The organism is Shinella sp. M31, assembly GCF_049199205.1.
Taxonomy (GTDB): domain Bacteria; phylum Pseudomonadota; class Alphaproteobacteria; order Rhizobiales; family Rhizobiaceae; genus Shinella.
Genome location: NZ_JBLZPH010000110.1, coordinates 33,804 through 51,986, shown reverse-complemented (window position 1 = coordinate 51,986; position 18,183 = coordinate 33,804). Strand labels below are relative to the sequence as shown.

17 protein-coding genes are annotated in these 18,183 nt (G+C 65.3%); 9 read left to right on the top strand and 8 right to left on the bottom strand.

Annotated features, from left to right (window positions below; genetic code table 11):
* On the top strand, positions 1-712 hold a 712-nt coding region (locus ACOZKU_RS18810; RefSeq protein ID WP_421580156.1), incomplete at its 5' end, for a M20/M25/M40 family metallo-hydrolase.
* Positions 713-723: 11 nt separating this feature from the next.
* On the opposite strand, the gene ACOZKU_RS18805 is transcribed toward ACOZKU_RS18810, so the two are convergent.
* Positions 724-1,128 carry a MerR family transcriptional regulator gene (locus ACOZKU_RS18805; RefSeq protein WP_421580155.1) on the bottom strand — a complete coding sequence of 135 codons (405 nt, stop codon included), beginning with the start codon at positions 1,126-1,128 and terminating at the stop codon, positions 724-726.
* 51 nt (positions 1,129-1,179) lie between these two features.
* Here ACOZKU_RS18805 and ACOZKU_RS18800 point away from each other — a divergent pair, with 51 nt between their 5' ends.
* The 7 genes from ACOZKU_RS18800 to ACOZKU_RS18770 all read left to right on the top strand — a co-directional run bounded on the left by ACOZKU_RS18800 (position 1,180) and on the right by ACOZKU_RS18770 (position 8,741).
* Entirely contained in the window at positions 1,180-1,959 is a 780-nt protein-coding gene (locus ACOZKU_RS18800; RefSeq protein WP_421580154.1) for a MauE/DoxX family redox-associated membrane protein, read from the top strand.
* Between the two features lie 174 nt (positions 1,960-2,133).
* Positions 2,134-3,201, top strand: coding sequence for a hypothetical protein (locus tag ACOZKU_RS18795; RefSeq protein WP_421580153.1), 1,068 nt, complete (start codon positions 2,134-2,136; stop codon positions 3,199-3,201).
* 6 nt (positions 3,202-3,207) lie between these two features.
* Positions 3,208-5,139, top strand: coding sequence for an asparagine synthase (glutamine-hydrolyzing) (asnB, locus tag ACOZKU_RS18790; RefSeq protein WP_421580152.1), 1,932 nt, complete (start codon positions 3,208-3,210; stop codon positions 5,137-5,139).
* Positions 5,140-5,156: 17 nt separating this feature from the next.
* Positions 5,157-5,411, top strand: coding sequence for an acyl carrier protein (locus ACOZKU_RS18785; protein ID WP_421580151.1), 255 nt, complete (start codon positions 5,157-5,159; stop codon positions 5,409-5,411).
* Between the two features lie 6 nt (positions 5,412-5,417).
* Complete coding sequence (locus tag ACOZKU_RS18780) at positions 5,418-6,938, top strand: class I adenylate-forming enzyme family protein (protein ID WP_421580150.1); 1,521 nt, start codon at positions 5,418-5,420, stop codon at positions 6,936-6,938.
* Entirely contained in the window at positions 6,938-7,915 is a 978-nt protein-coding gene (gene nadE, locus ACOZKU_RS18775; RefSeq protein ID WP_421580149.1) for an NAD(+) synthase, read from the top strand. The genes ACOZKU_RS18780 and nadE overlap by 1 nt, the downstream gene beginning before the upstream one ends.
* Before the next feature lie 64 nt (positions 7,916-7,979).
* Entirely contained in the window at positions 7,980-8,741 is a 762-nt protein-coding gene (locus ACOZKU_RS18770; RefSeq protein WP_421580148.1) for a helix-turn-helix transcriptional regulator, read from the top strand.
* Here ACOZKU_RS18770 and ACOZKU_RS18765 read toward each other — a convergent pair.
* The 7 genes from ACOZKU_RS18765 to ACOZKU_RS18735 form a co-directional block, all read right to left on the bottom strand.
* Entirely contained in the window at positions 8,730-9,824 is a 1,095-nt protein-coding gene (locus tag ACOZKU_RS18765; RefSeq protein WP_421580147.1) for a polyamine ABC transporter substrate-binding protein, read from the bottom strand. The genes ACOZKU_RS18770 and ACOZKU_RS18765 overlap by 12 nt on opposite strands.
* 10 nt (positions 9,825-9,834) lie before the next feature.
* Complete coding sequence (aguA, locus tag ACOZKU_RS18760; RefSeq protein ID WP_421580146.1) at positions 9,835-10,947, bottom strand: agmatine deiminase; 1,113 nt, start codon at positions 10,945-10,947, stop codon at positions 9,835-9,837.
* Positions 10,948-11,026: 79 nt separating this feature from the next.
* A complete protein-coding gene (locus ACOZKU_RS18755; protein ID WP_421580145.1) occupies positions 11,027-12,751 on the bottom strand; it encodes an acetyl/propionyl/methylcrotonyl-CoA carboxylase subunit alpha in 1,725 nt (574 codons plus the stop codon).
* Between the two features lie 9 nt (positions 12,752-12,760).
* The gene (locus ACOZKU_RS18750) at positions 12,761-14,353 is read right to left on the bottom strand and encodes a 5-oxoprolinase/urea amidolyase family protein (protein ID WP_421580144.1); all 1,593 of its coding nucleotides are present in this window, start codon (positions 14,351-14,353) and stop codon (positions 12,761-12,763) included.
* 7 nt (positions 14,354-14,360) lie between these two features.
* The gene (locus ACOZKU_RS18745; protein ID WP_421580143.1) at positions 14,361-15,170 is read right to left on the bottom strand and encodes a putative hydro-lyase; all 810 of its coding nucleotides are present in this window, start codon (positions 15,168-15,170) and stop codon (positions 14,361-14,363) included.
* Positions 15,171-15,179: 9 nt separating this feature from the next.
* Positions 15,180-15,947: a LamB/YcsF family protein gene (locus ACOZKU_RS18740; protein ID WP_421580142.1), complete on the bottom strand. Its 768-nt coding sequence runs from the start codon at positions 15,945-15,947 to the stop codon at positions 15,180-15,182.
* An 18-nt stretch (positions 15,948-15,965) separates the two neighbouring features.
* Entirely contained in the window at positions 15,966-17,231 is a 1,266-nt protein-coding gene (locus ACOZKU_RS18735) for an NRAMP family divalent metal transporter (RefSeq protein WP_314088964.1), read from the bottom strand.
* 243 nt (positions 17,232-17,474) lie between these two features.
* Between ACOZKU_RS18735 and ACOZKU_RS18730 the strand changes: the two genes are divergently transcribed.
* On the top strand, positions 17,475-18,134 hold the full coding sequence (locus tag ACOZKU_RS18730; RefSeq protein ID WP_314088967.1) for a GntR family transcriptional regulator: 660 nt from the start codon (positions 17,475-17,477) through the stop codon (positions 18,132-18,134).
* The last annotated feature ends 49 nt before the right edge of the window (positions 18,135-18,183 follow it).

Genomic DNA, 18,183 nt, shown 5'->3' with positions numbered 1-18,183 from the left:
CGCGGCGCGATCCGAACGGCCGGCGCTCTGTATCGTCGGCGAGCCGACGGGCATGAAGATCGCCACCGGCCACAAGGGGAAGCTCGCCTTGCGCGCCTGCTGCATCGGCCAGGAAGGCCATTCAGCGCTCGCGCCCAATGCACTGAACGCGCTTCATCTCGGCGCCGCCTTCATCCAGGCGCTTCAGGCACGCCAGGAGGCACTGGCCGACCACGGCGCACGCGACGATGATTACGATATCCCCTATTCCACCATCCATGCCGGCGTGATGCAGGGCGGCACCGCGCTCAACATTGTGCCCAATCGCTGTGAGATCGACTTCGAGATCCGCAACATCGCCGAGGACGACCCTAGCGCCATCCTCGCCGGTATCGCGGCGGATGCCGAGACCATCGCAAAACCCTACCGCAATCGCTTTCCCATGGCCTGCATCGAGATCGCACCCGTCTCGGGCTATCCCGGCCTCAACACCGATGCGGATGCACCGGTCGTGACCCTCCTCAAGAGGATCCTGGGCGACGACCGCACGCTCAAGGTCGCCTTCGGCACCGAAGGCGGGCTTTTCGATCAGGAATTGGGCATGTCCACCGCCATCTGCGGCCCGGGCTTCATGGACCAGGGGCACAAGCCGGACGAATTCGTCAGCGCGGAGCAGCTTGCGCGCTGCGACGCGATGCTCGCCCGCCTCATAGATGAGCTTTCCGCGGGCTGAACGGCTGCGCCTCAGGCACCGAAGGATTTGAGGATCGGGCACGGTCCGGTCTTGCCGACGGCGCATTCCGAAACCAGCTTCTGCAGCGAGGCCCGCGCATGCTGCAGCGCCTCCATGCGCGCATCGAGTTCGGCAATGCGTTTCGACGCCATCTCACGCGCCGCGGCGCGATCCTCGCCGGAATCGAGCGCCAGCAATTGGCGGATTTCCTCCAGCGTGAAACCGGCCGCCTGTGCCTGGCGGATGAACCGCAGGCGACTGACGTCGCTTTCGCCGTAATGGCGGAACCCGTCGATGCGCTTGGGCGTCGAAAGCAGGCCCCGGCGCTGGTAAAACCGCACCGTCTCGACGCCGACATCCGCCGCCGCCGCAAATTTTCCGATCGTCAGGTCTTTTGGCTGTTGACTCTGTACCATGGTACGGAACCTATAGTCCTGCCAATGATTTCACAAGACAGGAGACGTGAGATGTTGGACAAAATCCAGGATACCAAGAAGGCCGTCCTCTACCGCATGGTGATGGAAAGCCACACCTGCCCCTATGGCCTCAAGGCGAAGGACCTGCTCAAGCGCTCGGGCTATGAGGTGGAGGACCACCATCTGACGACCCGTGAAGCGACCGACGCCTTCAAGGCCGAGCATGGCGTCGCCACCACACCGCAGGTCTTCATCGGCGGCGTCAGGGTCGGCGGCTATGACGACCTGCGCCGCTATCTCGGCAAGCCCGTCGCCGACCCCAAGGCCACAACCTATCGGCCAGTCGTCGTGCTCTTCACGCTGACGGCGCTGACCGCCATGGCGGCAAGCTATGCCGTCAGCGGCTCGCCCTTCACGCTGCGTGCCGCCGAGTGGTTCATCGCCTTCTCGATGGTGGTGCTGGCGCTGCTCAAGCTGCAGAACGTGGAAAGCTTCGCCACCATGTTCCTCAACTACGACCTGCTCGCCAAGCGCTGGGTGCCTTACAGCTATATCTACCCTTATGCGGAGGGCCTGGCCGGCGTGCTGATGGTGGCGGGCGCGCTGACTTGGCTGTCGGTCCCGATCGCCCTCTTCATCGGCACGATCGGCGCGGTCTCGGTGTTCAAGGCTGTTTACATCGACAAGCGTGAACTGAAATGCGCGTGCGTCGGCGGCGCAAGCAACGTTCCGCTCGGTTTCATCTCGTTGACGGAAAACCTGATGATGATCGCCATGGCGGTCTGGATGGCAGCGGCTTCGCTCGGCTATATCGGCGGCCACGCCATGTAAAGCGAACCGGCGCCGCCCAGAAGCGGCGCCGTTTTTCGCGTCTTGACCCTTTCTTCACGCTCCTCACGTAAGGAAAGCGGACGGCAAGTCTTTGCCGCGAACCGGAATGGCACAGGGTCTGAGTGGGTCGCGATGTCGAGCGTACGTTCGTTTGAGGCAGGAGATGTCGATGCGGTGGCAAGCCTTTTCCAGCGGCTGCTGCGTAAGACCGACGCGCCGGCAAGCGACGCGCTGAAAACCTATCTCCAAACGCTCTTCCTTGGCGAGGCCAGCCGCGACACCGGTCTTGTCTCGCGCGTGCATGTGCGCGCCGACGGCACCGTCTCGGGCTTCCTCGGCGTGCTGCCCGTCGAAATGGAATTCGAAGGGCGCCGCCTGCTCGCCGCCAATTGCGGCACCTTCGCCAGCGACGACCGCGACAGCGACCCTTTCGCCGGTGCCCGCCTGCTGCGCGACACCCTCTCCGGCCCGCAGGACCTCTCCTTCAGCGAGACTTCCAACGACGTCTCCACCGACATGTGGCGGTCGATGCGGGCGGGCGTGCTGGCCCCCTACAGCCTGGAATGGCTGCGCATTTTCAAGCCCGCCGCTTTCGTGCTGGAAGCGGCGGCTGCAAAAATTTCGGCCGTGCGCCTGCTGTCGCCTTTCGCGAAACTCGGCGATGCGATTCTCTGCCGGCAAGACGACAATCCGTCGTGGTCGCACTACACGCCGCGCGCCGGCAAGGCCGATGCTTTCGAGGCGACCGCGGCCGATAATGCCGAATTCGCAGCACTCTGCCGCGATCTGGTCAAGCCGTTTCCGTTGCGCCCGGTCTGGGATCAGGCCACGCTGGAAGGCATGCTGCGGCATGCCGAACGCAAAGCACTGCATGGCGAGCGCGTCCAGCACATTGTGCGCACCCGGACCGGCAAGCCGGTCGGCCTCTATCTTTATTATGGAAATCCCGGCGGCATCGGCCGTGTCGTGCAGGTCATGGCGGCACCGGGGCAGGAATCCATCGTCATCGATTGCCTCATCCGCAATGCCTATGAACGCGGTCTCGTCGCGATCCGGGGCCGCACGCAGCCGCAATTGCTTCAGGCCATGATCGGCAAGAAATGCGCCTTCCTGCATACCTCCTCGACCGTCGTGCATGCCCGCGATCCGGCCATCCTCGCCGCCCTGACGCACGGCCAGCCCTTCCTCAACGGCCTGGCCGGCGAGGGCTGGACGCGCCTCATTGGCGACCGTTTCGAGTAGCCCGGCATGTGCGGGATAGCGGGCTATCACGGAGGACATTTTTCGACCGAACAGGGTGCGGACTACCTGTCCCGCATGGTTGCCGCCCTTCGCCACCGCGGACCGGATGGCGAGGGCGTGCTTGTGCGCGGGGACACCGGCCTTACCCATACCCGCCTTTCCATCGTCGGCCTTGCCGACGGCGCCCAGCCGATGGTCTCGGACGACGCGGACATCGCCGTCTCCTTCAACGGTGAGATCTTCAATTATGTCGAGCTGCGCGAAGACCTCAAGGCGCACGGCCACCGCTTCCGGACGAGCTCCGACACCGAAGTGTTGCTGAAGGCCTACGCGGCCAAGGGCACCGACTGCCTTGCGGATTTCAACGGCGACTTCGCCTTCGCGCTGCATGATGCACGCAACCGCACGCTGCTTCTGGCACGCGACCGCATGGGTGTGCGGCCGCTCTTCTACACCGAGCATGCGGGCGCGCTGTTCTTCGCCTCGGAGATCAAGGCGCTGCTTGCGCTTCCCGGCATGACGGCGGAGATCGATCCTGTCGCGCTCGACCAGATCTTTACGCTCTGGTGCCCCCTTCCGCCGCGCACGGCCTATCGCGGCATCCATGAACTGCCGCCCGGCCACCGGATGCTGGTGAAGGATGGCACACGCACCATCCGTCCCTGGTGGCAGCTGTCTTATCCCGATCGTGCCGACGTGCCGTCCGCCCGTCCGATGGGCGAACAGGTGGAGGAATTGCGGGCGCTGCTCTCCGACGCCACCCGCATCCGGCTGCGCGCCGACGTGCCCGTTGGCGCCTATCTCTCCGGCGGCCTCGATTCCTCGCTGATCGCAGCACTCGCCGCGCGCACCGTCACCCACGGCCTGCGCACCTTTTCGCTCACCTTCCGCAGCGAAGAGCATGACGAAAGCAGCTGGCAGCGCCAGATGGCGGCAGCATTGAACACCGAGGCCGACAGCGTGGAATGCACCACGGCGGCGATCGCCGACAGCCTTCCGGCGGTGATGCGCCATATCGAATGCCCGATCCTGCGCACCGCGCCCGTGCCCCTTTACCGGCTCGCCGCCCGCGTGCGCGAACGCGGCATGAAGGTGGTGCTGACGGGCGAAGGGGCGGACGAGATCTTCGCCGGCTACGATCTTTTCCGCGAGGCGCGCGTGCGCCGCTTCTGCGGCCGCCAGCCGGGTTCGGCCCGCCGTCCACGTCTCTTCCAGCGGCTCTATCCCTACCTGCCGGGCCTGCAGCAGCAGTCGCCGGATTATCTCGCCCGCTTCTTCGCCTTCGGCGCGGAAGCGCATGACGACCCGCTCTATTCCCACCGCCCCCGCTTCCGCTCAACGGCAGCCGCCAAACTGTTCTTCTCGCCCGATCTCAAAAACACGCTTGGCGACTACGATGCCGCCGCGGAGCTTGCCGACCGGCTGCCGGCGGATTTCGGCCGCTGGCATACTCTGCATCAGGCGCAATATCTCGAAACGGCCTTTCTGCTGCCGGGCTATATCCTGTCCAGCCAAGGCGACCGCGTGATGATGGCCAATGGCGTGGAGGGCCGTTTCCCTTTCCTCGATCCCCGCGTCGTCGCTTTCGCCGCCAACCTTCCGCCGGAGGCCAAGCTGCGGGGCCTGCGCGAAAAACATATCCTCAAGGAAGCCGCCCGCGGCCTCGTGCCCGAGGCGATCGTAGAGCGGCCCAAACAGCCTTACCGTGCCCCCGACAGCGAAAGCTTTGCCGCACCCGACACGCCGGCCTATCTCGACCAGATCCTTTCGCCGGTGCGGCTTGCCGAAGGCGGCCTCTTCAACGGACCGGCGGTCGGCAAGCTGAAGGACAAGGTCCTCAAGGGGCAGGCGAGCGGTTTCCGCGACAACGCCGCTTTCATCGGCATTCTTTCGGCGCAGCTTCTCGGCGCGGCCGCGCCATCGACACACCAAACCTAGGGAGGGGCCCCCCTGATATGTCCGACGCAACCAGAACCACCATCCGCGCCTTCATCGTGGAAAACTTCCTGTTCGGCGACGACAGCCAGCCGCTCGCGGCCGATCTCTCGCTGATCGACAACGACCTGATCGATTCCACCGGCATTCTCGAGCTGGTCGGCTTCCTGGAGGAACGCTTCGCGATCTCCATCGCGGATGCCGATATCGTGCCTGCCAATCTCGACACGATCGACCGCATTGCGGGCTTCATCGCCCGCAAACAGGCCGCCTGAGACGCGATGCGGATCGAGCATTACCTTGAGGCCAGTGCTGCGCAGGACGGCGCCAAGACGGCGATCGTCTCCGGCGAGGTGTGCCTCAGCTACGACCGCCTGCTCGATCTCTCCCGGCGCCTCGCGACGACGCTTCATGCCCAAGGCGTGCGACGCGGAGACCGCGTGCTCGTCTTGCTCGACAATAACTGGCGCACCGCCGTCGCCGTTTTTGCGACCTGGATTGCGGGGGCCGCGATCTGCCCCCTCAATCCCGCGACCAAGGCCGAGCGGCTCTCCGCCATCGCCCATAATTGCGAACCCGCGCTCGTCATCGTCGAAAGCCGTCTGGAACGGCTTGTCGGGGAAAACTCCGCGCTAGCCGCCCTGCCACGCCTCGTCGCCGGCGAGGGCATGAGTTTCGATGCAGCGCTCGAGGCCGGTCCCTTAGTCCCAGCCGAGGATTTCCCCAGCACGGATCTCGCCGCGTTGATCTACACCTCCGGCTCGACCGGCGAGCCGAAGGGCGTGATGCACGGCCACGATACGCTCGACGCCGCGGCGCGGTCGATCACCCGCTACCTCGAAAACAGCGCCGCCGACATTATCCTCGTCGTCCTGCCGATGTCCTTCGGCTATGGGCTCAACCAGCTGGTGACGACGATCCTGTCAGGCGCGACGCTGGTCATCGAAAAATCCTTCGCCTTCCCGCAGGCCGTCTTCGAGACGATCCGCAACGAGCGCGTCACCGGTTTCCCGCTCGTGCCGGCCATGGCGGCGATGATGATGCAGGCGCGCGATCTCGACGCGTCGCTCTTTGCAAGCCTGCGCTACGTCACCAGCGCCGCAGCACCCCTGCCGCTCGCCCATCTCGATTGGCTGCGCGCCTTCCTGCCGCATACGAAACTCTTCTGCATGTACGGCCAGACCGAATGCACCCGCGCCACCTGGCTTCCGCCCGACACGCTCGATGCAAAGCGCGGCTCGGTCGGCATCGCCATACCCGGCACGAAAGCCGTGGTGGCGGACGAGGCCGGCGAGGCCGTTGCGCCCGGCACGATCGGCGAACTCGTCATCGAGGGACCGCATGTCATGCACGGCTACTGGCGCAATGCGGCCGCCACAGACCGCGCCTTGCGCCCCGTGCCCGGAACCGGCGCGCTTCGCCTCCATACCGGCGATCTCTTCACCGCCGATGCCGATGGCTACCTCACCTTCGTCTCCCGCATGGACGACATCATCAAGTCGCGCGGCGAGAAGGTCGCGCCGCAGGCGGTGGAGGAGGTGCTGTGCCGCATGCCCGGCATAATCGAGGCTCTCGTCGTCGGCGTGCCGCATGAAGTGCTCGGCGAGGCCATCAAGGCTGTCGTCGTCGCCTCCGACACATCCCTCACCGAGCGCGACGTGCTGCGGTTCTGCGCCCGCCACCTCGAAGACCACATGGTGCCGAAATCGGTCGAATTCCGCGACACGCTGCCCAAAACCGACAGCGGCAAGGCCAGCCGCCGCCTCGCCGCCCTGCCCGCCAACCCGACAGGATCGAAATGATGTCCCATATCCCCGCCTTCGCCCCGCTCGTGCTCGATCCCGCCGCCGAGGTGGAACGCATCTCGCAATGGCTGCGCGAGAAGCTGCGGCTTGACCTGCGCAAGCGCGGGCTGGTGCTCGGCCTTTCGGGCGGCATCGATTCCAGCCTCTGCGCCGCGCTCGCCGCCAAGGCGCTCGGCGCGAAGAATGTCTTTGCCCTCTATATGCCGGAAAACGATTCCGACCCGGAAAGCCTGCGGCTCGGCCGCGCGGTCGCGGACACCTTCGGCATCGACAGCACGCTTGAGGATATCGGCCCGGCGCTCGCCGCCATGGGCTGCTACGCGCGCCGCGACGCCGCCATCCGCGAGGCCGTGCCCGAATACGGCGACGGCTGGGCCTCGAAGATCGTCTTCGACAGCACGATGACGACGGGCGGCTACAACATTTCCTCGCTCGTCGTGCGCACGCCCGAAGGCGAGATGCGCAAGGTGCGCCTGCCGGCCAGCGCCTATCTCGGTATCGTCGCGGCAACGAACATGAAGCAGCGCAGCCGCAAGCAGCTCGAATATTACCACGCCGACCGGCTGAATTTCGCCGTGCTCGGCACGCCGAACCGGCTGGAATACGATCAGGGCTTCTTCGTGAAGAACGGCGATGGCGCAGCCGACATCAAGCCGATCGCCCATCTTTACAAATCGCAGGTCTATCAGCTCGCCGCCTATCTCGGCGTACCCGCCGAAATCCTCGCGCGCCCGCCGACGACGGACACCTATTCCCTGCCGCAAACGCAGGAGGAATTTTATTTCGCCCTGCCCTACGACAAGATGGACATCTGCCTCTACGGGCTGAACCACGGCTTGCCGGCCGAGGCGATTGCCGCGGCGACGGGCCTCAGCTCAAGCCAGGTCGAGCTGGTCTGGACCGATATCACCGCAAAGCGCAAGGTCGCACGCTACCTGCATTGCGCGCCGCTCGTCATGGATGGGGTAAACTGACAGACGTCCCAGCCCATCGGCAAGGGTCGCTTGAATTCCCGGCCGCCCCGTCTATCCTGTCGCCATGCGCCCGAACCTCACCTTCGAACAGCTCCAGCGCTGGAGTAGCGGCATCGCCTCCGCTGTCAGCGCCACTTTGCCCGAGGATATTTCGGCGCATTTCACGGCCGGCGCGCGGGATCTCATCGCCTCCGACCAGGTCTATATCGGCCTCTATCTGCGCGACAGCGCCTCGATCACCATCTACGAGCGCGATCCGGACCACTGGAACCACAATTACGACACGCGCAAATACCAGCAGGACCCGTTCTTCCGCCGGTTCGCCGGCTCAAGGCAGGATTTCCTGCTGCCGCTCTCCGCGCTCGACAAGGGCGATTTCCACACCAGCGCCTATTACCGGGATTTCTACGAACCGTCGGGCAGCTTCGACGAGATCACCGGCGTCTTCAATTTCGACCGCAATGCCGCGGGCTTCGTCACCTATCTGCGCCGTCGTGGCGCCCGCCCCTTCGGCGCCGAGGATGTCGCGATGGCGGAAGCCACTGCCAAGGCGACCCGCATGGTGCTGGAGCGCTTGTGGCGGCAATGGCGGCCGGCGGGTGAAAGCCTGCTGTCGCTGGGCGAACTCAGCACGCGCGAACGCCAGATCGCCCTCCTCCTCATCGACGGCGGCTGCGCGAAAGCCATTTCGCGCGACCTCTCCATCTCGCCCGGCACGGTGCGCAACCACATCAAGACGGTCTACCGCAAGCTCGGCATTCATTCGCAGGTCGAGCTGATGGCCGCCGCACGCGATGGCGGCCGCGCGCTGCCCTCACTGCCCTGACACGACCCGCGTCCACAGGCGGTTCTGCAGGCGCAACAGCTTGGCGTCACTCGTTTCCACCACGAAGAGCTTGGCCTTCACGTCATCCGGCGGGAAGACGCCGGGATCCTTCGCCACGGCCTGATCCATCAGCGGCAGCGATTCCGGGATCGGATTGGCATAGGAGACATAGCTGGAATTGGCCGCCGCGATCTCCGGCCGCATGTTGAAATCGATCCAGGCGAGCGCGTTTTCCGGATGCGGCGCATCCTTCGGCACGGCCATTGTGTCGAAGTTGATCAGCGTGCCCTCCTTCGGAATGGCATAGGCAATCTCCAGCTTCTTCTCGCTTTCGGCCGCACGCGCCTTGGCCTGCAGGATATCGCCCGACCAGCCGAGCACGACACAGATATCGCCGTTGGCGAGGTCGTTGATATAGCGCGAGGAATGGAAATAGCGGATGTGCGGGCGCACCTTGAGCAGCAGCTCCTCTGCCTTGGCGATATCGTCCGGGCTCGTCGAATGTGGATCGATGCCGAGATAGTTCATCGCCATCGGGATGATCTCGGCCGGCGCATCCAGTATGGCCACACCGCAATCGGCGAACTTCTCGACGATGGCGGGATCGAAGACCATGGCGAAGCTGTCGACCGGGGCGTCGGGCATGCGCTCCTTGACCGCGGCGATATTGTAGCCGATGCCGTCGGTGACGGACATGTAGGGCACGGCGTAGGTATTATCGGGATCGGCGCCCGAAATCAGCTTCAGCGCCTGCGGATCGAGCTTGCCGATATTCGAAAGCTTCGCCTTGTCGAGCGGCTGGAAGGCGCCCGCCTTTACCTGATTTTTCAGGAACGGATAGGCCGAGGGATAGACGACATCGTAGCCCGAGCCGCCGGTCAGCATCTTGGTTTCCAGCACCTCGTTGCCGTCATAGACGTCGTAGACGACGCGGATGCCGGTTTCCTTCTCGAACTTTCCCGCCGTATCCGGCGCGATGTAATCCGACCAGTTATAGACGTTGACGACCTTTTCCTCCTGCGCCCGCGCACCGCCCATGGCGGCGAGCAGAGCGAGGGCCGAGACGAGAGCAGTCTTGCGCATGGTCTTCTCCTCAGGCTTTCGTCGGGCCGGCATAGACCGGCAGGGTGATGCAGGCGACATTACCGCCGCCGAGCAGGATTTCGCGGGAATTCTCGATGCCGGTGATGCGGTGATCGGGGAAGAGTTCGGCAAGCTTGGCCTTGGCAGCCAAATCGAGCTTCTCGTCGTCGAACTGCGGGACGACGACGGCGGAATTGCCGGGATAGTAGTTGATATAGGTCGCCGCGATGCGGTTGCCGGCGGGCCGCGCCCAGGTGCTGTCGACCTGATCGACGCCCGCCGCCTCCTCCGCCGTCATCTCGATCGGGCGGGGATGCAGGATGCGGTGCACCTCCAGCGACCGGCCGCGCGCATCGCGGGCCGAGCGCAGCACGTCCTCCACCTCGCGCACGATCTCGTATTGCGGATCGTCGCGGTCTTCCGTCCAGCTCATCGCCACCACGCCGGGCCGCACGAAACAGCAAACGTCGTCGACATGGCCATCCGTCTCGTCGAAGCAGAAGCCGCGCGGCAGCCAGATCACGTGTTCGAGACCAAGATAATCGGAAAGTTGCTTTTCGACTTCGGCCTTGCCGAGATGACCGTTGCGGTTGGGGTTGAGCAGGCACTGTTCCGTAGTGATCAGCGTGCCCTGCCCGTCGCATTGCAGGCCGCCGCCCTCGGCGATCAGCGTCGAGCGGTAGCGGTCCAGGTTCTCGGTTTCCAGCACCTTGCGGGCGGCGAGGTCGTCGAGGTTCCACGGCGCGTAGAGGCCGCCGTCATGGCCGCCATAGGCGTTGAAGGTCCAATCGACGCCGCGCACCACGCCATGATCGTTGATGACGAAATTCGGGCCGCTGTCGCGCAGCCAGGAATCGTCCGTCGACATTTCGACGAGGCGCACGCTTTCCGGCAGCATGGCGCGGGCATTCAGCCATTGACGCGACGAGACGGCGATGGTGACGGGCTCGCTCTCGGCAATCGCCGCCGCGACCCGCGCAAAAAGCTTCTGCGCGGGCTTGGCGCCGAGACGCCAGGTATCGGGCCGCTCCGGCCAGATCAGCCAGCAGCCGGCCTTCGGCTCGAATTCTCCCGGTGCGCGAAAACCATCGGCCTTCGGCGTGCTTTGAAGCGTGCGTACCATGTGTCCCCCAGATGAAAAATCCGAGGGGATTAAGGCAAGTGCTGCCCGTTCGGGTCAATGTCCCATTTGGGATGGGCGGTCAGCCCTCGAAAACCATCAAGGCATCGCCGGCCTGAATATAGTCGCCTTCCTTGACGCGCAGGCGCAGCCGGCCGGCCTTGGGGGCGAGCACCTGCGTTTCCATCTTCATCGCCTCCATGACGGCGACCAGCTCGCCTTCGGCGACGGTCGCGCCGTCGGCGATCTTGAAGGCCTGCAGCGTGCCCGAAACCGGGGCGGCGATGCCGTCCTCGGCAGGCTTGCCGCCGCCTGTGGTTGCCGTGCCCTGCCCGGCCGCACCAAACCCAGCAAGAAGCAGGCTTGGCAGCGCCAGCGAAACACGCTTGCCGTCGACTTCGAGATGGGTGCGGATCAGCGTCGGGTCGGCTGCCGGCTCCGGCCGGGCCGAGGCCTCCGGCATGGCGGCAAAATCGGTCTCGATCCAGCGGGTATGCACCTTGAAGCCATCGGTTCCGATGAAATCCTCGGTGTCGATGGCGGCGCGGTGGAACGGCAGGACGGTCGCGACACCCTCGATGCGAAATTCCTTCAGCGCCCGGCGCGCCCGGCGCAGCGCCTCCTCGCGGGTAGCTCCGGTCACGATGAGCTTGGCCATCAAGGAGTCGAAAACGCCGGGGATGGTGGAGCCGGTGACGACGCCGCTGTCGAGGCGCACGCCGGGGCCGGAGGGCGGATCGAAGGCGGTGATGGCGCCCGGCGTCGGCAGGAAGCCGCGGCCGGGGTCTTCCGCATTGATGCGGAACTCGATGGAATGGCCGCGCGGCGTCGGCGTTTCAAGGAGCGTCAGGCGCTGGCCTTCGGCGACGCGGAACTGCTCGATGACGAGATCGATGCCCGTCGTCTCCTCGGTGACGGGATGCTCCACCTGCAGGCGGGTGTTGACCTCGAGGAAGGAGATCGTACCGTCGAGGCCGAGCAGGAACTCCACCGTGCCGGCACCGGAATAGCCGGCGGCCGCGCAGATCGCTTTGGCGGCGGCGTGGATCCGTTCGCGCTGTTCGGGCGAAAGGAAGGGCGCCGGCGCCTCCTCGATGAGCTTCTGGTTGCGGCGCTGCGCGGAGCAGTCGCGGGTGCCGAGAACCAGCACATTGCCGTGTTTGTCGGCGATGACTTGCGCCTCGATATGGCGCGGGCGGTCGAGGAACCGTTCGAGGAAACATTCACCGCGGCCGAAGGCGACGGTCGCCTCGCGCACGGCGGATTCGTAGAGATCGGCGACCTCTTCCATTTTCCAGGCGACCTTGATGCCGCGCCCGCCGCCGCCATGCGCGGCCTTGATGGCGACCGGCAGGCCATGCTGTTCCGCAAAGGCGATCACTTCGGCCGCCGTGGACACCGGACCGTCGCTGCCGGCCACGAGCGGCGCCCCGACGCTCTGGGCGATGCGGCGCGCCTCGACCTTGTCGCCCAGCGCCACGATGACGTCGGGATCGGGTCCGATCCAGGTCAGGCCGGCCTCCTGCACCGCCTTGGCGAACCGGGCGTTTTCCGACAGGAAGCCGTAGCCCGGATGCACGGCATCCGCACCGGACCGCTTGGCGATCGCGATCAGTTTTTCGATGTCGAGATAGGTTTCCGCCGGCCGCACGCCGCCAAGGCCGTAGGCTTCGTCGGCCAGACGCACGAAGAGCGCGTCGGCATCCGGATCGGCATAGACGGCGACGGATTGCAGCCCATAATCCCTGCAGGCGCGCAGGATGCGCACGGCGATTTCGCCGCGATTGGCAATCAGCACTTTCTTCATGGCACTCTCCTAGCGGCTTGCGGCGGTATCGGCGAAGGGGCCGACCGGACGGAAACGGATCTTTGCGTTGATGGGGATCTGGCCGGCCAGATCCAGATGGTATTCGGCGACCGCGCCGATGACGGGATACCCGCCGGTCAGCGGGTGATCGGCGAGGAAGAGCACCGGCTGGCCGCTGTGCGGCACCTGGATTGCGCCCGTCGCCGTGCCCTCGCTCGGCAGTTCCGCGCTATCTCTGCGCTCCAGCGGCACGTCGCCGGCAAGGCGGATGCCGACGCGGCTCGATTGCGGCGTGACCTGCCAGAGCTGGCTCGTCAGCGTTTCCAGCCCCTTCTGGGTGAACCAGTCCGCGCGTGGGCCAAGCACCACGTCGAGCGTCACAACGTCGCTTACCGACGGCGCATCAAAGGCCGGGATTTCATCGGTGGAGACGCTAGTCAGCCCTCCGTTGCGGCCCTTCAGCACCAGCACCGTTCCCGCCGTGACCGGCTGCGGGCCGACGACGGCGAGCGTATCGGTCGCGGCACTGCCGAGAACCGGCGCGACGTCGAAACCGCCGCGTACCGCGAGATAGGCACGCATGCCGGCCTTCGGATGGCCGATGGTGACGACGTCGCCGGCTTCCAACGCGATCGGCTGCCAGGTCTGAAAATCCCGATTGCGGCCTTCGGCATCGCGCACCGTCACCGGACAGGGCGCGCCGGCAAGGCCGATCACCGCGCGGACGTTGCTCTCGAAGGAGAAGCCGCCGAGGGTAAGCTCGAGGGCGGGCGTGTTGACCGGATTGCCGACGATGCGGTTTGCAGCATTGAAAGCGCCACGGTCGAGCGCGCCGGACGCGGAGACGCCCTGCCCCGTCTGGCCGAAGCGGCCGAGATCCTGGAAAACCGCAGGCATCGGCGCGGCGAGCACCCTGAACTGCGGATCGCTGGCCGCGACGGCCCGTTCCGGGCGGGCGGCCGGTTCGGGGATGCTGAAGGTCCTGCCCGCCTTCGCCATGTCGAAAAAGCGCACGCGGTAGCCGGGCTGGAACAGCGCGCCGGGGTCGCGGTCGATATCCCACATCTTGACGGGCGTCGTGCCGATAATCTGCCAGCCGCCGGGGCTCGCTTGCGGATAAACGCCGCTGAAGGCGCCGGCCAGCGCCACGGAGCCGGCCGGAATGCGGGTGCGCGGGCTTTTGCGGCGCGGCACATGCAGCGCGGTATCGCCGCCGACGAGATAGCCGAAGCCGGGCGCGAAGCCGCAGAACGCGACGGTGAATTCGCTTTCCGTGTGGCGGCGGATGACTTCTTCGACGCTGAGGCCGGTCAGATTAGCGGCGTCGCCGAGGTCCTCGCCGTCATAGCGCACCGGGATTTCCACCAGATACTCAGAGGGCGCGATCTTCGCCGAGAGATCGCGCGTGGCGATGACTGCCGCGAGATCCGAAGATGAGACCTTTTCCGGGCGGAAACGGATCATCAGCGTGCGGGCGGCCGGCACCATTTCCTCGATGCCGCCAATAGGATCGGCCTGCAAGGAGGCAAAGAGGGCGAGCGTCTCGTCGAGATCGGCAAGCTCGACGAGGATGGTGGTCAGGCTGACGGGTAGAAAACGCATCGAAGCCTCACGCGTGATAGGCGGAATCGGGAATATCGGTGATGAACATGTAGCCCGGCGCATGGGTGATGGCGAAGGGCACACCTGACGCCATCACGGCCGCTTGCGGGGTGACGCCGCAGGCCCAGAAGACTGGCACTTCGCCCGGCTCGATGCGCACCGCATCGCCGAAATCCGGCTTGGCGAGATCGGCGATGCCGATGTCTTCGGGCGAACCGATATGCACAGGCGCGCCGTGCACGGCCGGGAAGCGGCCGGAAATCGTGGCGGCATCGGCGACGCGCGAGGCCGGGATCGGCCGCATGGAAACGACCATATTGCCCTTCAGCCGGCCCGCCGGGCGGCAGGCCGTGTTGGTCAGGTACATCGGCACATTGCTCTTGTCCGTCATGTGGCGGATCTCGATGCCCGCCTCCACCATCGGCGTCTCGAAGGTGAAGGAGCAACCAATCAGGAAGGCGACGAGGTCGTCGCGCTCCGCCCAGGCGGCGGTCGCGTCGGGCGTTTCCTCGGCAAGCTTGCCGTCACGCCAGATGCGGTAGAGCGGCAGGTCGGTGCGCAGGTCCGCACCGGGCGCAAGCAGCGTCGTCGGCGAACCCGGATCGGAGACATCGAGCACCGGGCACGGTTTGGGATTGCGCTGCGCGTAGAGCAGGAAATCGAAGGCCCAGTCGCGCGGCAGCACGATCATGTTGGCCTGGGTGAAGCCCGGCGCGATGCCCGAGGTGGGCGCGACGAGCCCATCCCGGTAGGTGGCCCGAGCCTGACGGGCGGCGGTGGCGTCGGCATGGTCCAGATAGGCGGTCGGAAGCGTCATGGCCGCACCTCACGCCTTGTCGGCGAAGGAGCGGATGGCGATGCCTTCCGCCTCGAAACGACGGCGGATTTCCTGGGCGATGGCAACGGCGCCGGGGCTGTCGCCATGCACGCAGATCGACTGCGCCTCGATCCGGATCGTGCTGCCGTCGATGGCTTCCAGCGTGCCCTCGCGGGCGAGCTGCACCATGCGGTCGGCGATCTTCTTCTCGTCATGCAGCACGGAGCCGGCCTCGCGGCGCGAGACGAGCTCGCCCTTCGGCGTATAGGCACGGTCGGCAAAGGCTTCCGCGACGACGGCAAGGCCGGCCTTGCGGGCGAGATCGAGGATCGGCGCATTGGCAAGGCCCATCAGGATCAGCGACGGATCGACCGCCTTGATGCCGTCGATAACAGCTTGGCCCTGCTTCGCATCATAGGCGATGCGGTTGTAGAGCGCGCCGTGCGGCTTGACGTAGCGTACCACCGTACCGGCGGCGGTCGCGACGCCCTTGATCGCGCCGATCTGGTAGATCACGTCGGCGATCAGCTCTTCGGACGTGGCATCCAGATCGCGGCGGCCGAAGCCGACGCGGTCGGGATAGGAAACATGGGCGCCGATGACGACGCCGTTTGCGGCCGCCGCCTTCACCGTGCGGAAAATGCCGGCCGGATCACCGGCATGGAAACCGCAGGCGATGTTGGCGGAGGAGACGACGGCGAGCATCGCCGCGTCGTCGCCCATGCGCCAGGCGCCATAGCTTTCGCCGAGATCGCTGTTGAGGTCGATCGCTGTCATGGTTTCCTCCCTCTTCTTTTAGAGACCCAGCAGTCCGAAGATCGTGCCGGCCGACTTGTAGCCCATATACCATGTGAGCGCGCAGACCAGGGCGCCGAGCACCAGCAGCCAACGCGGATAGCGATAACCGCCCATCAGGTCTTCGCGCTTCCAGGCGGCGAAGAGGAAGATGGAAAGGCCGATCGGCAGGATGAGGCCGTTGAGACCGCCGACGAAGACCAGCATGGCGGCGGGCGGCGTGGTCATCAGCAGGTAGCAGACGAGCGAGATGGCAATGAAGACCACGGTGGCGAGGTTGCGGGCGCGCTCGCTGATATCCTGCTTGAAGACCGTGATGAAGGAGACCGACGTATAGGCCGCGCCGATGACGCTGGTGATGGCGGCCGCCCAGAAGATGATGCCGAAGAGGCGCAGGCCGAAATCGCCGGAGGCCGCCTGGAAGGCCTGCGCTGCGGGGTTTGCCGCCTGGCTCGCCGTGTCGATGACGACGCCGCTGGCAACGACGCCCAGAATGGCAAGGAAGAGTACATAGCGCATCAGGCCGGTAACGGCGATGCCGGTCAGCGCGGCGCGGGTGACGGCCGGCAGATGCTCCTGGCCGACCATGCCGCGGTCGAGCAGCCGGTGCGCACCGGAATAGGTGATGTAGCCGCCGACCGTGCCGCCGACGATGGTGGTGATCGTGGCGAAGTCGATCGTATCGGGCAGGAAGGTCTGGAACAGGGCATCGCCGACCGGCGGACCGGACACGAAGGCGACGTAAAGTGTTAGCACGATCATCAGGATACCGGCAAAAATGATGAAGCGGTCAACGGCAAGGCCGGCACGCTTCGACAGGAAGATGCCGATCGAAAACACTGCGCTGATCGCCCCGCCGATCTTCGGGTCGAGACCGAAAACGGCATTAAGGCCGAGACCCGTGCCGCCGATATTGCCGATATTGAAGAACAGGCCGCCGACGATGACGAGGATGGCGAGCAGATAACCGGAACCGGGGATCGCCGCATTGGCGACATCGGAGGCGCGCATGCGCGTCAGCGTGACGATGCGCCAGATGTTGAGCTGCACCACGAAATCGATGATGATGGAAGCGAGGATGCCGAAGGCAAAGGCGGCGCCGAGCTTCGTCGTAAACGTCGCCGTCTGGGTGATGAAACCGGGACCGATGGCGCTGGTCGCCATCAGGAAGATCGCAGCGACAAGCGCCGAACGACGGGACTTGACGGTTTCGAGGCCCTGCGCGATCGCGCTCTGGCCCGCGGGCACGGCAGCATTGCGTTCCATGAGATTTCTCCGCTCTCACGCACCCGCCCCTCGCGGATGTTTCATGCCCAAATGATGAACTGCTACACAAAAATGTCAACATTGTTCAACAATATTTCTATATCGTTCCTTATTATCGCCGCTTTACCAATCACATAGCACAGGATTCGCCACAATTTTCGGCGCCACCGCCCCCGCATTCATGCTAAGGGCAGAGCGGAAAGAGGGTCACCGGGCATCATTTGCCCGGCCGGGGAGAAGAGCATGACGGAAGACGGAGAAGGCCTGCCGCTGGCGGACCGGTTGGCGCGGCACATTCGCACGCTCCTGATTTCAGGCGAGCTTTCGCCCGGCCAGCGCCTGTCGGAAGCCGCCTTCAGCGAACGCTTCGACGTCTCGCGCAATTCGCTGCGCGAAGCCTTCCGCCTGCTCACCAAGGACGGGCTTTTGCGCCATGAGGCCAATCGCGGCGTTTTCGTCACTGTGCCCTCCATGGCCTCCGTCATCGATATCTACCGCGTGCGGCGCATGCTGGAATGCGGCGCGCTGCGCCAGGCCTGGCAGCAGCACCCGGCCATCCGCGTGATGCGCGATGCCGTCGCCAACGGGCAGAAAAAACGCGATGCGGGCGACTGGGTCGGCGTCGGCAGCGCCAACATGATCTTTCACTCGGCCATCATCGACCTCTCGGACAGCGCGCGGCTCACCGAATTCTACGAGCGCATCTCGGCGGAGCTGCGCCTCTGCTTCGGGCTCCTCAACGATCCCGAGCACCTGCATTCGCCTTTCGTCGACATGAACGACGCCATCGTCACGCTGCTGGAGCAGGGAAAGCCGGCCGAGGCCGCCGCGCAGATGGAGACCTATCTCAACCTTGCCGAACGCACGATGTTGAAGGCGCTGGAGCGGGCCGAACAGGCTTAGAACAATTCCGCATTTCCGAACGCAAAACCGCTTCACACTTTTGCTGTAA

Excerpts from the sequence above, each read along its gene's own strand:
- ACOZKU_RS18805 (WP_421580155.1), bottom strand. The coding sequence starts at position 1,128 with ATGGTACAGAGTCAACAGCCAAAAGACCTGACGATCGGAAAATTTGCG.
- ACOZKU_RS18800 (WP_421580154.1), top strand. The coding sequence starts at position 1,180 with ATGTTGGACAAAATCCAGGATACCAAGAAGGCCGTCCTCTACCGCATG.
- asnB (WP_421580152.1), top strand. The coding sequence starts at position 3,208 with ATGTGCGGGATAGCGGGCTATCACGGAGGACATTTTTCGACCGAACAG.
- ACOZKU_RS18785 (WP_421580151.1), top strand. The coding sequence starts at position 5,157 with ATGTCCGACGCAACCAGAACCACCATCCGCGCCTTCATCGTGGAAAAC.
- ACOZKU_RS18780 (WP_421580150.1), top strand. The coding sequence starts at position 5,418 with ATGCGGATCGAGCATTACCTTGAGGCCAGTGCTGCGCAGGACGGCGCC.
- nadE (WP_421580149.1), top strand. The coding sequence starts at position 6,938 with ATGTCCCATATCCCCGCCTTCGCCCCGCTCGTGCTCGATCCCGCCGCC.
- ACOZKU_RS18770 (WP_421580148.1), top strand. The coding sequence starts at position 7,980 with ATGCGCCCGAACCTCACCTTCGAACAGCTCCAGCGCTGGAGTAGCGGC.
- ACOZKU_RS18765 (WP_421580147.1), bottom strand. The coding sequence starts at position 9,824 with ATGCGCAAGACTGCTCTCGTCTCGGCCCTCGCTCTGCTCGCCGCCATG.
- aguA (WP_421580146.1), bottom strand. The coding sequence starts at position 10,947 with ATGGTACGCACGCTTCAAAGCACGCCGAAGGCCGATGGTTTTCGCGCA.
- ACOZKU_RS18755 (WP_421580145.1), bottom strand. The coding sequence starts at position 12,751 with ATGAAGAAAGTGCTGATTGCCAATCGCGGCGAAATCGCCGTGCGCATC.
- ACOZKU_RS18750 (WP_421580144.1), bottom strand. The coding sequence starts at position 14,353 with ATGCGTTTTCTACCCGTCAGCCTGACCACCATCCTCGTCGAGCTTGCC.
- ACOZKU_RS18745 (WP_421580143.1), bottom strand. The coding sequence starts at position 15,170 with ATGACGCTTCCGACCGCCTATCTGGACCATGCCGACGCCACCGCCGCC.
- ACOZKU_RS18740 (WP_421580142.1), bottom strand. The coding sequence starts at position 15,947 with ATGACAGCGATCGACCTCAACAGCGATCTCGGCGAAAGCTATGGCGCC.
- ACOZKU_RS18735 (WP_314088964.1), bottom strand. The coding sequence starts at position 17,231 with ATGGAACGCAATGCTGCCGTGCCCGCGGGCCAGAGCGCGATCGCGCAG.
- ACOZKU_RS18730 (WP_314088967.1), top strand. The coding sequence starts at position 17,475 with ATGACGGAAGACGGAGAAGGCCTGCCGCTGGCGGACCGGTTGGCGCGG.